The following is a 12,967-nucleotide window of genomic DNA, read 5'->3' on the forward strand; positions in this document are numbered from 1 at the left end:
ACGGCCCTTACGTTCCCACGCAACCCCGGTTCGGGCGTGAATGTACCGTCAAGACTCGGTGACAGCGCGCCGGCAGGCGCCTATACGCGCAGCCAGAACAGGGGGCGTGGCACCGTTCGCGAGCGCCGCCGACCGGCATGTGGGAAGGCATCACGTTCATGGCATCCGAACTCTCGCGCACGCTGACCTTCGTCGACGGAGAATGGCTGGAAGGCAATCCGGGTCTCGTGGGGCCGCGCTCGCATGTTCTTTGGCTCGGCTCGTCGGTCTTCGACGGCGCGCGCTGGTTCGAAGGGCTGGCGCCCGACCTCGACCGTCACGCCGCCCGCGTGAACCGCTCCGCCGAAGCGCTCGGCCTTTCGCCCACGATGGCCTCGGATGACATCGTTCGTCTGACCCGCGAAGGGCTCCAGCGCTTCGACGGCGAGACGGCGGTCTACATCCGCCCGATGTACTGGGCCGAGGACGGCGGCTACATGGGCGTTCCCGCCGATCCGGCCTCGACGCGTTTCTGCCTGTGCCTCTATGAATCGCCGATGATTCCGTCCGCCGGTTTCACGCTGGGACTATCGCCCTTCCGTCGGCCGACGCCCGAGTCGATGCCCACGCTCGCCAAGGCGGGATGCCTGTATCCCAACAACGCCCGCGCCATTCTCGAGGCGAAAAGCCGCGGCTTCGATAACGCTCTTGTCCGCGACCTGATCGGCAACGTCGCGGAGACCGGCACGTCGAACATCTTCCTCGCGCGGGACGGCGCGGTGTTCACGCCGGTTCCCAACGGATCCTTCCTGAACGGCATCACGCGCCAGCGCGTCGTCCAGCTTCTGCGCGAGGACGGCGTGGAGGTCCACGAAACGACGCTGACGCCGCAGGACTTCGCGCAGGCCGACGAGATCTTCTCGACCGGCAACCATTCCAAGGTCGTGCCGGTCACGCGCTTCGAAGACCGATCGGTGCAGCCGGGACGCGTCTTTGAACGGGCGCGCGAGCTCTACTGGCGCTTCGCGCGCGCAAGCGCGGCCTGACGCTGACATCCCGGCGCCGCGGCCCTAGCTAAGGCCCGGCCCGAACCTCAAGTTCCCGTCGCGGGTCCGGCTCGCGACGCGGAATCGAACGAGAAACCGCAAGGAGACGAACCGATGGCCTTCACGCTTCCCGAGCTTCCCTACGCCTACGACGCGCTTCAGCCCTACATGTCGAAGGAGACGCTGGAGTACCATCACGACAAGCACCACCAGGCCTATGTCGACATGGGCAACAAGCTGGCGGGCGACGCCGGCATGGCCGATGCCTCGCTCGAGGAGATCGTCAAGCAGAGCTTCGGCAAGAACCAGCCCCTCTTCAACAACGCCGGCCAGCACTACAACCACATCCACTTCTGGAAGTGGATGAAGCCGAACGGCGGCGGCAAGGCGTTGCCCGGCAAGCTGCAGACCGCATTCGACTCCGACCTCGGCGGCTACGACAAGTTCCGCAACGACTTCATCGAGGCCGGCAAGGGTCAGTTCGGCTCGGGCTGGGCGTGGGTCGCGGTCAAGGACGGCAAGCTCGCCATCATGAAGACGCCGAACGGCGAGAACCCGTTGGTGCACGGCGCCGAGCCGATCCTGGGCGTCGACGTGTGGGAGCACTCCTACTACATCGATTATCGCAACGCCCGGCCGAAGTACCTCGAAGCCTTCGTCGATAACCTCGTGAACTGGGACTACGTCCTGGAGCGTTACGAGGCGGCCGCGCGCTAAGGCTGCCGACCCGTTTTTCGATGCAAGGGCCCGCCGGTGGGTTTCACCGGCGGGCCCTTGCGCATGATGGACACGGGATCGAAAACGCGCTTCCCTCCGTTTGGAATTCGTCCAAACCATGACTGGACGTTTGTCCGGGGAGGATCGGAATGAAGCGCACCCACAAGGTTCTGGCCGGCGTCGCCGCAGGGTTCCTGTTGATCGGTTCCGGCGCACTGGCGCAGAACACCGACGTCATCAAGGAGCGTCAGCAGGTCATGAAGATGAACGCTCAGGCCGGCAAGCAGGCCAACGCGATCATCAAGGGCGAGACGCCCTTCGACGCCGCGAAGTCGGACGAGTTGTTCCGCATGCTGAATGCCGACGCGCGCAAGTTTGCGACGCTCTTCCCGGACGATTCCAAGACCGGCGGCAACACCGAAGCCTCGCCTGCGATCTGGGAAAAGCCGGCGGAGTTCAAGGCGGCCAACGACAAGTTCATCGCGGATACGCAAGCCGCCGTGGATGCCAAGCCGCAGGACGTCGCGAGCTTCGAGGCATCCTTCAAGACCGTCGCCGCCAACTGCCAGAGCTGCCACCAGCAGTTCCGCCAGCGCAACTGACGCATCCCGGCCATGCGTCGCGCAGCTGCGATCGCCGGGGTTGTCGTACTCGCCTTGGCCGGGGCGGCGACCTGGGCCCTTGTTCCGGCTCGTCTGCCGGCCACGGCGGTCGCCGCGGAAGGGACGGGCGATGCCGCGCGCGGCGAACAGGTGTTCTGGGCTGGCGGTTGCGCATCCTGCCATGCGACGCCGGGAGGCGAGGCGACGCAGCTGGGCGGCGGCGAACCTCTGGTGACGCCGTTCGGCACGTTTCACGCGCCCAACATCTCGTCGGACCGCGAGGCGGGTATCGGCGCGTGGTCGCTGGCCGACTTCGCGAATGCCATGCAGCGCGGTGTCGATCCAGCGGGCGCTCCGCTCTACCCGGCGTTTCCCTACACGTCCTATGCCCGCATGAGCGCCGGGGACGTCGCGGACCTCCACGCCTATCTCCTGTCGCTTCCGAGCGTCTCGGGCGTCGCGCCGCCCAACGACCTGCGCTTCCCCTTCAACATCCGCCGCGCGGTCGCCGTCTGGCAGAAGGTCTTCCTCGATCCTGAACCCGTGGCCGCGTTGACCCCCGACGCCTCGGATGAGGTGAAGCGCGGTCAGTATCTCGTCGAAGGACCCGGCCATTGCGGCGAATGCCACACGCCCCGCTCATTCGGCGGGTTGGGGGCGGTGGACCGCAGCCAATGGCTGGCCGGCGGTCCGGCGCCGGACGGCAAGGGCAGCATACCCAACATCACGCCGGGCGGACCGATCGGTGCGTGGTCGCAGGACGAGATCGCGGAGTATCTCGCCACGGGCTTCACGCCGGACTTCGATAGCGTCGGCGGCTCGATGGCCGAGGTTCAGGCGAACCTCAGCCATCTGCCGCGATCGGATCTGGATGCGATCGCGGCCTATCTGAAGGCCGTGCCCGCGATCGCCGGCACGGCAAGCGGTCGCTGACCGCCCCCTACCGGCGCGGCTCGGCCTCCGCCAGCCCCATCGCCTTCAGCGAGAACGAGTAGATCATCGCGACCTCATCGAGTTTGGCGAAGCGACCGGACGCGCCTCCATGGCCCGCTCCCATGTTGGTGCGCAGAACCACCGGCGCGTCGTTCGTCTTGCGTTCGCGCAGCCGCGCGACCCATTTCGCCGGCTCCCAGTAGGTGACGCGCGGGTCGGTCAATCCGGCCAGCACGAGGATCGGCGGGTAGGCCTGTGCGCGGACGTTGTCGTAGGGGCTGTAGTCCGCGATCGTCCGATAGTCGGCCGACGAGACGATGGGGTTGCCCCATTCCGGCCATTCGGGCGGGGTGAGCGGCAACGTGTCATCGAGCATCGTGTTGAGCACGTCGACAAAGGGGACGACGGCCACCATCGCGCCGAACTTCTCGGGCGCCATGTTGGCGACGGCGCCCATCAGCATGCCACCCGCCGAGCCGCCCTGCGCGACGATCCGCTCATGGCTCGTGAACCCTTCCGCGACGAGATGGTCGGCGCAGGCGACGAAGTCCGTGAAGGTGTTGCGCTTGTGCTCGCGGCGACCCGCCTCGTACCAGCGGAAGCCCTTGTCCTTGCCGCCCCGGATGTGGGCGATCGCCCAAACGAAGCCGCGATCCACCAAGGACAGGCAGTTCGTGTTGAACGACGCCGGGATCGTGATGCCGTAGGAGCCGTAGCCGTAGAGCATCAGCGGTGCCGAGCCGTCGAGCTTCGTGTCGCGGCGGTAGAGAAGCGAGATCGGAATGGTCTCGCCGTCGGCCGCCGGTGCCATGATGCGCCGCGTGACGTACGCGTCGGGATCATGTCCGCTCGGCACGTCCTGCGTCTTGAGCAATGTCCGCTCGCGCGTCTCCACGTCGTAGTCGAAGGTCTGGTTCGGCGTCGTCAGCGACGAGTACGAGAAGCGGATCGTCGTAGTGTTGAACTCGTAGGTGCCCGCCAGCCCGAGCGAGTAGGCTTCCTCGTCGAAGCTGATGACATGTTCGGCGCCATCGGCGAGGCGCTTCACCACGATGCGCGGCAGGCCGTCGCGCCGCTCCAGCCAGACGAGGTGACGCTTCAGAACGAGATGATCGAGGATCAGGCGACCCTCTTCGTGCGGAACGAAGTCGGTCCATTCGGCGCGCGAGGCGGCATTGGCGGGCGCCGTCACGATCTTGAAGTCGCGCGCTCCGTCCGCGTTGGTCAGAATGAAGAGACCGTCGTCGCCCTCGTCGACGTCGTACTCCACGCCGACCTCGCGCGGCGCGACGAGACGCGGCTCGGCGGCCGGGTTCGCCGTCGGAATGAGCCAGGCTTCGGACGTCTCGTGGTCGTGGATGTCGATGACGACGTGGCCACCCGACTGCGTGGTGCCGACGCCCATGAAGAAGCCCGCGTCGAGCTCTTCGTAGACCAGCGTATCGTCGGCTGGGTCCGAACCAACGGTGTGGTGGAAGATGCGGCTCGGCCGGTGATTGGCATCGAGGCGGGTATAGAAGAAGCCGCTCGAGCGACCGTTCCAGGCAACGCCTCCGCCGGTATCGGCCAGACGCTCGGCGTGGTCCTGTCCGCTTTCTAGGTCGCGGATCGCGAGCGTATAGAACTCCGAACCCTTGTCGTCGTAGCTCCAGGCGAGCCAACGGTGGTCCGGTGAGTGCTCGACGCCGCCGAGCGAGAAATAGTCCCGTCCTTCCGCCTCGATCTGGCCGTCGAGATACACCGTGAGCTCGCCGCCCTCGCGCGAGCCGCGCACGAAGCGCGGATACTCGGCGCCCGTCTCGTAGGCGACGCCGTAGCGGAACGGGCCATCGGGGGCCGGCACCGAGGAGTCGTCCTCCTTGATGCGGCCTCGCATCTCCGCGATTAGCTTCGCCTTCAGCGGTTCGAGATCGCCCAGCATCGCGTCCGCATACGTGTTCTCGGCATCGAGGTGCCGGCGGATCGCGGGGTCGAGCAGGCTCGTGTCCTTGAACATCTCCTGCCAGTTGTCCGCCCGCATCCACCCGTAGTCGTCCGTCCGTCGCTCGCCATGGAGTTCACTCTCGATCGGGCGGATCTCGGCCTGCGGTGGTCGGGTCGAAGCGGTATCGATGTTGGACATGATCTCTACGGACGCGGCGTGTTACTGGAGCACCCCGGCCGACGGCAAACGGCGGCCCGGGCGATGGAGCAGGACACGGTCCGGGCGAACGTCTGCGACCGCACGAACATGTGCAGGCCCGGCCATCGCGAATCGTGCCGCCGATAGCTAGGCAGAGGCAACGCCTGCCACAAGCGTTCAACCCATCGGATGACGCGGAAGCCTTGAAACGACGCCACTTCGGCGCATGTTAACAGCTATCGGACACATGGCCGGAGGCCTGACGCAAACGGGGAAACCACGCGCGGATGAACACGCTTTCGGACAGCCTGCTGTTTTTGGTCGTCGCGCTTCCCTTTCTCGGTGCTGTTCTCGCACCGCTCTCCATCATCCTTCTCGACCGCTGGGGAACGATCGCGATCGCGCTGTTTCCAGCTGCCGCTCTGGCGATCCTGTTTCAGCAAAGCGCGCAGGTGCAGGACCGGGTCGCGATCCTCTTCGGCTTCGACTGGATCCCGAGTTTCGGCGTCCGTTTCTCGTTCCGTCTGGATGGCCTGTCCTTCGGCTTCGCCTTCCTGATCCTCTTTATCGGCGCGCTGGTGGTCCTGTATTCGGGCGGCTACATGCCCAAGGGCGCGCGGCGCGGTCGCTTTCTCCTGTTCATCATGCTCTTCATGGGCGCGATGCTCGGGCTCGTTCTGGCGGACGATCTCGTCACGCTGTTCGTGTTCTGGGAGCTGACCTCGATCGCGTCCTTCCTTCTGATCGGCTTCGATCATGAGCGCGAGGCGGCACGGCGCGGCGCGATCCAGGCGCTTGTCATCACGGGCGGTGGCGGCTTGGCGCTCTTGGCCGGCCTCGTTCTAATCCGCGAGTCAACCGGGCTCTCTTCGATGACCCAGCTCATCGACGCGCCGGACGCGCTGCGCGTGGGGACGTCCTACGTTCCCATCCTGCTTCTGGTTCTGACCGGCGCCTTCACCAAGTCGGCACAGATGCCGCTGCACGTCTGGCTGCCCAACGCCATGGAGGCGCCGACGCCGGTCTCGGCGTATCTGCACTCCGCGACCATGGTGAAGGCCGGCATCTATCTCCTGATGCGAACCTTCCCGATGCTGGGCGGGACCGATCTTTGGAGCACGATTCTGCCGGTCTTCGGCGGCATCACGCTCGTGGTGGGGGCGACGCTCGCGCTCCGTCAAAGCGACATCAAGCTGATGCTGGCCTATACGACGGTCGCCTCGCTGGGTCTGCTCGTGATGCTGATCGGCATCGGAACGCCTCTCGCGATCGAGGCGGCGGTTCTCTACCTCTTCGCCCATTCGCTGGCGAAGGCCTGTCTCTTCATGGTGGCAGGCTCGATCGATCACGGCGCGGGAACCCGCGACATCCGCGCATTGGGCGGGCTTGCGGGCAAAATGCCGGTCACCTTCGTCTGCGCCCTTCTGGGGGCCGCGGCCATGGGTGGGCTGCCGCCGCTCTTCGGCTTCCTGGCCAAGGAAGAGGTCTACGCCGCGACCGCGACCGCCGATCCGATCGGATTTGTCACGACCGCCGCCGCGCTGGTCGGAAACGCCCTGATGTTCGCGGTCGCCCTTCAGGTCGCGATCCGCCCCTTCGTCGGGCCGTTGCCCTCGGGTCTTCGGCGTGCGCACGAGACCCACGTCCTCATCTGGATCGGGCCGCTCGTGCTCGGCATCATCGGACTGCTTGCCGCGATCTTCTCGGTCACCACGCATCAGTTCATCTCGAACCCGATGTCGCCGCCGGATCCGTCCGGCGCGCTGGCGGTCGATATCGCGCTCGGCTTCCATTGGGGTCCGGCCCTCATTCTCTCGATCGCGACGGTTGTTCTAGGCGCCGTGCTTTTCTGGCGAGCGGCGCGGGCGCGGGCGACGATCGCCGGCTGGTTGACCCGGATCGGCTGGGGGCCGGATCGGGGGTTCGACCAGTTCATGCGCGGGCTCGTTCAGGTCTCCTACAAGGTGACGATCGCCCTGCAGCCCGGTCTTCTCGACGTCTACATGCGCGTGACGCTCGCCGTGATCGTCGGCACCGTCTGGGTTACCATGGTCTGGACCAACAGCCTGCCGAGCTGGCCGGGCATGCCGCACCTCTTCTTCTACGAATGGGCGGTGATCGGCATCATCGTGATCGGCGTCCTCGTCGTGGTCCTGGCGGCGAGCCGCCTGACGGCGGTCGTCTCGCTCGGCATTCAGGGACTGGCCGTGGCGCTCCTCTTCATGCTGCTCGGCGCGCCGGACCTGTCCTTCACCCAGTTCATGGTGGAGGTTCTGTCGGTCTCGATCCTGGCGCTCGTCATGACGCGTCTTCGCCTGATGCCGGCCGACAAGCGCCCGTGGCGCGACATGGGCGCGGAGGCCGCGCTTTCGGTCGCCGGCGGCCTGGGTCTCGCCCTGTTCCTGCTCGCGATCGTCCAGCGCCCGTTCGATACCGCCGTCACCGACTTCTACGAGCGCTACAGCTATACGATCGCCCATGGTCGTAACATCGTGAACGTGATCCTCGTCGACTTCCGCGGCGTCGACACGATGGGCGAGATCGCGGTCGTTCTCACGACGGGCGCGGCGATCCTCGCGTTGGTCCGCATACGGGCGGCCAAACCCGATGCGCGTCATTCGCGCAAGCGGCGGCGCCGGGCAGGGGAGCTGCAGGCATGAGAACCGTGATCTTCCGCGTCGCGGCCCCCTATCTTACCGCGCTGATGCTCCTGTTCTCGTTGTTCGTGCTTCTGCGCGGACACAACGAACCCGGTGGAGGCTTCATCGGCGGGCTCATCGCGTCCTCGGCCATCGCGGTCTACGGCATGGCGTGCGGGGTGGAAGCGGTTCGCAACGCGCTCCATTTCCATCCGATCGCCTATGCGGGTCTGGGCCTGCTCCTTGCCGTGTTCGCCGGCTTCATGCCGCTTCTGGGCGGCGAGCAGTTCATGACCGGCCTGTGGCTGTTCCTGAACGTGTCGGGAAGCGAACTTGCGCTTTCGACGACGCTCCTCTTCGACATCGGGGTGTTTCTCGTGATCGTCGGCGCGATCTCCGCGATCGCGCTGTCGCTCGAAGACTCGCAGGCGGGCTGAGGCATGGAGGTCGCGCTCGTCGGTCTGATCGGCATCATGTTCTCGGTCACGATCTATCTGCTGCTGTCGCGCTACATCATCCGCATGCTGCTGGGCGTCGTGCTTCTCGGCAACAGCGTCAACCTCACGCTGTTCGTGGCCGGCCGCATCGATCCGATCGCGCCTCCCCTCATACCGGCCCAACTGACGACCCCGCCGCAGGATGTCGCCAACGCCCTGCCGCAGGCGCTGGTGCTGACCGCGATCGTGATCTCTTTCTCGTTCTTCGTGTTTTTGCTGGTGCTGGCCTATCGCGCCTATCAGGACCTGGAGACCGACGACACGCACGAGATGCGGGTCGCCGAGCCGGAGGACGAGGGGCTGCCGCCCCTCGGATACTGATGGAAGGCGGGACGATGAACGAGACCCAGGCCCTGATCGACGCCGCGATGGTAACGCGCGACTACACGTCGGATCAGGCTCTGGTCGTCTTTCCGGTGCTGATCTGCTTCGTCTTCGGCGCGGTGCTTCTCATGGCGCGGCGCCGTATGGACCTGCATCCGCCGATCGCGGTGACGGGACTGGCGCTTCTCCTGGTCGCCGACCTCGCGCTGCTCGCCCGCATCGCGGGCTGGGGTCCGATGTCGATGGCGATGGGCGGATGGCGTCCGCCCTTCGGCATCTCCTTCACCGTCGACCTTCTCAGTGCGCTGTTTCTCACGGTCGCGGGCTTCGCCGGCCTGGCCTGCGGCATCTATGCGGTCGCCTCGATCGATGAGGAGGGACGCCGCTACGGCTTCTTTCCGTTCCTGTTCATGGTTCTCGGCGGCGTGTCCGGCGCCTTCCTGACCGGCGACATCTTCAACCTCTACGTCTGGTTCGAGGTGATGCTGATCGGGTCCTTCGGGCTTCTGATCCTGGGGTCGGAGCGCGAGCAGCTCGACGGCGCGACGAAGTACGGTTTCCTGAACCTTCTCGGCGCGACGCTCTTCCTGCTGACGATCGGCTATTGTTACGGCGTGTTCGGAACGCTCAACATGGCCGATATCGCGCTGAAGTCGGCGAGCCTCGAGGGCAACGGCGTTCTGCTCACGATCGCCTCGCTCTTTCTGGTCGCCTTCTCGATGAAGGCCGCCGCCTTTCCGTTGAACTTCTGGTTACCGGCCTCCTACCACACGCCTCGTTTCGTCGTGTCGGCCCTGTTTGCGGGTCTTCTCACGAAGGTCGGCATCTACGCGTTGATCCGCGTCGTCCTGATGCTGTTCCCGCCGGAGCGCGGCGGCATCGGATTGATACTGGCATGGATGGCGGCGCTCACGATGCTCGTCGGGTCGCTGGGTGCGCTCGCCCAAAGCGACCTGCGCCGGCTCCTGAACTATGTCGTGATCGCCGGCATCGGTACGATCCTGGTGGGTCTGGCGGTTCCGCCCGTTCTGGAAAGCAACTCGGCCGCCATCACCACGGGCGCCGCGGCGGTCCTGCGCGAGCAATCCGGGTTGCCCTTCAACAACGGCGTCTCCAGCGATGGCCCGCTCGCGACGGGCTTGTCCGGCGCGATCTTCTACGCCGTCCACTCGATCGTGGTCATGACGGCGCTGTATCTCGCCGCCGGCGTCGCCGCCTTCCGGACCGGCACGTCCTCGCTGCACGAGATGGGCGGCATGTGGCGGCGCCACCCGCTGTTTTCGGTTCTGTTTCTGGTGCTGCTTCTGGGCGTTGCCGGGTTGCCGCCCTTCTCGGGGTTCTGGCCGAAGCTTCTTCTGGTCCGCGCGTCGATCGCAGCCGATCTGCCTTGGCTCGCGACCACCGTCCTGGTGTCCGGCTTCCTTCTGACGATCGCGAGCGCCCGTATCTTCGCGCTCGCCTTCTGGCGTCCGCTGCCTGTGCTGGCCGACGCGAACGAGCCGCATCCCCACTCCGAGGACGGCTTCCGTGCGCCGCCGCCCGGACGCCCGCTCGCGCTCGTGCCGCTCGTCGCTCTCAGCCTGTTCGTGGTCGCGATCGGTATCTGGCCGGAGGGACTGGGACGGTTGAGCTTCGAGGCCGCGCATCAGGTGCTCTCGCCGAGCGCCTATCTCGCCTCGGTCCTGGGAACCGCGCCATGAATCCCTTCGTCGCCAATCTTCTGCTCGCTCTGGTCTGGCTGGTGGTGACCGGCACCTTCAGCCTCGGCAACCTCATCTTCGGTTTCGTCTTGGGGGCCGGCAGCCTGTTCCTGATCCGCGAGCAGATCGGCGCGGTGTCCTATTTCCGCCGTGGCAAGAAGATCGTCTCGCTCATCCTGTTCCTGATCTACGATCTGGCGATCTCGGCCTGGCGCGTGGCGCGAACCGTGCTGAACCCCAAGCTCGATGTCCGGCCCGGCGTGTTCCTGTATCGGCACCGCGTCTCCTCCGAGTTCGAGATCGCGCTCCTGTCGAACCTCGTCGGCCTGACGCCGGGAACCCTGATCTTCGACATTTCTGACGACGAACGAACGCTTTTCATTCACGCGCTCGATTGTTCGGATCCCAACGCCCGCCGTCGCGAGATTCGCGACGGATTCGAGCGCCGGATCTTGGAGCTCTTCGCATGAACCTCCTTCAGTTCTCCGACCTCTTCCTCGACGTCTGCCTGTCGATCGCGCTCGCGCTTTTGTGCCTGGCCCTGTTACTGACCGTCGCCCGCATCTGGAAGGGACCGACCCTGCCGGACCGGGTCCTCGGTCTCGATGTCCTGACGTCCTCCGCCATCGGCTTCATCGCGGTGATCGGCATCGACACGGGCTTCACGCTCTATGTCGACATCGCCATCGCGCTCGGCCTCGTCGGCTTCCTCGCCACGATCTCGTTCGCGCGCTTCATTCTGACGCGTGGCGACACGGAACGCTCTCCGGTCTATGGCGCGCCTGAACCCGCCGACTTGCGCGCCCGCCGCGAGGAGGACGAATGAGCGGCATCGGCAACATCCTCGCCGGTATCTTCGTGGTCATGGGCGCGGGCTTCGCCCTGATCGCGGCGATCGGTATCCTGCGCCTGCCTGATTTCTACACGCGCATCCACGCGGCCTCGAAGGCGGGAACGGTTGGTTCGGTCCTGGCGCTGCTCGCGCTCGCCATCGTATCCGACGAGTCCGCCGAGGTGCTGCGCGCGATCGCCGCCATCGTGTTCTTCTTTCTGACCGCGCCGATCTCCGCCCATCTTCTCGGTCGATCTGCTTACACGGCGGGCTATCGCATGTGGGAGGGGTCCGTGCGCAACGAGATGCAGGAACTCAAGGAAACGGGCCGGGTGGAATCGGCGCCGAGTTCCGAGGCGCCGAGTTGAGGCCGGGGCGCCTCGATCGGCTCGCCGTCGCGCTGGCCGGCCTCCTCGGCGCGCTGGCGACTGCAGGCGCGGCGCTGGCCGCTCACGGGCGCACGGAGGGGTCGTTCCTGGCGATCGCGGCCGCCGTCGCCTTCGTCCATGCGCCCGCGCTGCTGGCACTGGGCCTCGCGGGCTCGGCCTTGCGGGCGCGAGCCCTTCCGATCGGGTTGATGACGCTGGGCACGCTACTCTTCTCCGGTGACCTCGCATCGCGCGCTCTGCTCGGTGGCCGGGCTTTCCTGAACGCGGCGCCGACCGGCGGAACGCTGCTGATCCTCGGCTGGCTGTCGCTCGTGGTTCTGGCAGCTCTGCCCGCACGCCGAGCTTGACGCAGGCGCTCCTTCCGCTTCTACGCGAAGCGCAAACGGGAAGGGCACGATGATGACCGGGTTCGACAGGGCGCTGTTCGAAGGGCGAAGCGTGGTGGTGACGGGTGCCGGACGTGGCATTGGCGCCGCCGTGACGGCTGGCTTCCTGGCCTGCGGCGCGCGCGTCGTCGCTCATGCGGGGCGTGATCTCACCCATGCCGAGACCGACCTTCTGCCCCGATTGTCGGATGGGGAGCGCGCACGGCTTCAACTCGTAACGGGCGACCTTGCCAAGCCCGATGGCGGCGAGCAACTGGCAGCCGCCGTACTGGCTGCGGCAGACGATGCGGTGGATGTGCTCGTCAACAACGCCGGGACGATGGGCGGCCGCGTCCTGGCGGGCGACACCACACCCGGCTTCTACGACGAGGTGCTCGACCTCAACATCCGGCAGGTCGTGACGTTGACGGCGGCGTTGTTGCCGGCGCTGCGGCGAGCGAGCGATGCGGCGATCGTCAACACGGTGTCGATCTCGGCGCGGCAGGGCGGCAGTGCGGGTTCGTCCCTGTATTCGGGCACCAAGGCCTTCGTCGCCGCCTGGAGCAAGTCGCTCGCCAAGGAGCTGGCGCCGGACGGCATTCGCGTCAACGCGGTCTCGCCCGGTACGATCATGACCGACTTCCACCGGCGCTACTCCTCCGAGGAGAAGCTGCGCGCGACGGCCGAGACCATTCCGCTGAAGCGTCTCGGGACGGCCGAAGACTGTGCCCCGGCTTATCTTTTCCTCGCTGCGCCTGCGCTGTCCGGCTACCTGACGGGGCAGGTGATCGAGGTGAACGGCGGTCAGCTCATGGCCTGACG

General features: G+C 66.3%; 14 protein-coding genes. 13 read left to right on the forward strand and 1 reads right to left on the reverse strand.

The window, feature by feature from the left end; genetic code table 11:
• The first annotated feature begins 158 nt into the window (after positions 1–158).
• The 4 genes from BLQ76_RS13760 (at position 159) to BLQ76_RS13775 (ending at position 3,277) form a co-directional block, all read left to right on the forward strand.
• A complete protein-coding gene (locus tag BLQ76_RS13760) occupies positions 159–1,025 on the forward strand; it encodes a branched-chain amino acid aminotransferase (RefSeq protein WP_090674813.1) in 867 nt (288 codons plus the stop codon).
• Positions 1,026–1,139: 114 nt separating this feature from the next.
• A complete protein-coding gene (locus BLQ76_RS13765) occupies positions 1,140–1,742 on the forward strand; it encodes a superoxide dismutase (protein ID WP_090674259.1) in 603 nt (200 codons plus the stop codon).
• Positions 1,743–1,891: 149 nt separating this feature from the next.
• Positions 1,892–2,344: a c-type cytochrome gene (locus BLQ76_RS13770; protein ID WP_090674262.1), complete on the forward strand. Its 453-nt coding sequence runs from the start codon at positions 1,892–1,894 to the stop codon at positions 2,342–2,344.
• Between the two features lie 12 nt (positions 2,345–2,356).
• Complete coding sequence (locus tag BLQ76_RS13775; protein WP_090674265.1) at positions 2,357–3,277, forward strand: cytochrome c; 921 nt, start codon at positions 2,357–2,359, stop codon at positions 3,275–3,277.
• A 7-nt stretch (positions 3,278–3,284) separates the two neighbouring features.
• On the opposite strand, the gene BLQ76_RS13780 is transcribed toward BLQ76_RS13775, so the two are convergent.
• The gene (locus BLQ76_RS13780) at positions 3,285–5,399 is read right to left on the reverse strand and encodes a S9 family peptidase (protein WP_090674267.1); all 2,115 of its coding nucleotides are present in this window, start codon (positions 5,397–5,399) and stop codon (positions 3,285–3,287) included.
• Positions 5,400–5,686: 287 nt separating this feature from the next.
• On the opposite strand from BLQ76_RS13780, the gene BLQ76_RS13785 reads away from it, so the two are divergent.
• The 9 genes from BLQ76_RS13785 to BLQ76_RS13825 are packed head-to-tail and all read left to right on the forward strand — an operon-like array spanning position 5,687 to position 12,965.
• Complete coding sequence (locus tag BLQ76_RS13785) at positions 5,687–8,059, forward strand: putative monovalent cation/H+ antiporter subunit A (RefSeq protein WP_090674270.1); 2,373 nt, start codon at positions 5,687–5,689, stop codon at positions 8,057–8,059.
• Positions 8,056–8,475 carry an MnhB domain-containing protein gene (locus BLQ76_RS13790; protein WP_090674272.1) on the forward strand — a complete coding sequence of 140 codons (420 nt, stop codon included), beginning with the start codon at positions 8,056–8,058 and terminating at the stop codon, positions 8,473–8,475. Before BLQ76_RS13785 ends, BLQ76_RS13790 begins: the two co-directional genes overlap by 4 nt.
• Before the next feature lie 3 nt (positions 8,476–8,478).
• Positions 8,479–8,856, forward strand: coding sequence for a Na+/H+ antiporter subunit C (locus tag BLQ76_RS13795; RefSeq protein WP_090674275.1), 378 nt, complete (start codon positions 8,479–8,481; stop codon positions 8,854–8,856).
• Positions 8,857–8,870: 14 nt separating this feature from the next.
• The gene (locus BLQ76_RS13800; protein WP_090674815.1) at positions 8,871–10,559 is read left to right on the forward strand and encodes a proton-conducting transporter transmembrane domain-containing protein; all 1,689 of its coding nucleotides are present in this window, start codon (positions 8,871–8,873) and stop codon (positions 10,557–10,559) included.
• Positions 10,556–11,029, forward strand: coding sequence for a Na+/H+ antiporter subunit E (locus BLQ76_RS13805; protein WP_090674278.1), 474 nt, complete (start codon positions 10,556–10,558; stop codon positions 11,027–11,029). The genes BLQ76_RS13800 and BLQ76_RS13805 overlap by 4 nt, the downstream gene beginning before the upstream one ends.
• Positions 11,026–11,385, forward strand: coding sequence for a cation:proton antiporter (locus BLQ76_RS13810; RefSeq protein ID WP_090674280.1), 360 nt, complete (start codon positions 11,026–11,028; stop codon positions 11,383–11,385). The genes BLQ76_RS13805 and BLQ76_RS13810 overlap by 4 nt, the downstream gene beginning before the upstream one ends.
• On the forward strand, positions 11,382–11,759 hold the full coding sequence (gene mnhG / locus BLQ76_RS13815; protein ID WP_090674282.1) for a monovalent cation/H(+) antiporter subunit G: 378 nt from the start codon (positions 11,382–11,384) through the stop codon (positions 11,757–11,759). The genes BLQ76_RS13810 and mnhG overlap by 4 nt, the downstream gene beginning before the upstream one ends.
• Positions 11,756–12,127 carry a DUF423 domain-containing protein gene (locus tag BLQ76_RS13820; RefSeq protein WP_090674284.1) on the forward strand — a complete coding sequence of 124 codons (372 nt, stop codon included), beginning with the start codon at positions 11,756–11,758 and terminating at the stop codon, positions 12,125–12,127. The genes mnhG and BLQ76_RS13820 overlap by 4 nt, the downstream gene beginning before the upstream one ends.
• A gap of 49 nt (positions 12,128–12,176) precedes the next feature.
• Entirely contained in the window at positions 12,177–12,965 is a 789-nt protein-coding gene (locus BLQ76_RS13825) for an SDR family NAD(P)-dependent oxidoreductase (RefSeq protein WP_090674286.1), read from the forward strand.
• Positions 12,966–12,967 lie beyond the last annotated feature (2 nt).

Source organism: Aureimonas jatrophae, assembly GCF_900104035.1.
GTDB lineage: Bacteria > Pseudomonadota > Alphaproteobacteria > Rhizobiales > Rhizobiaceae > Aureimonas > Aureimonas jatrophae.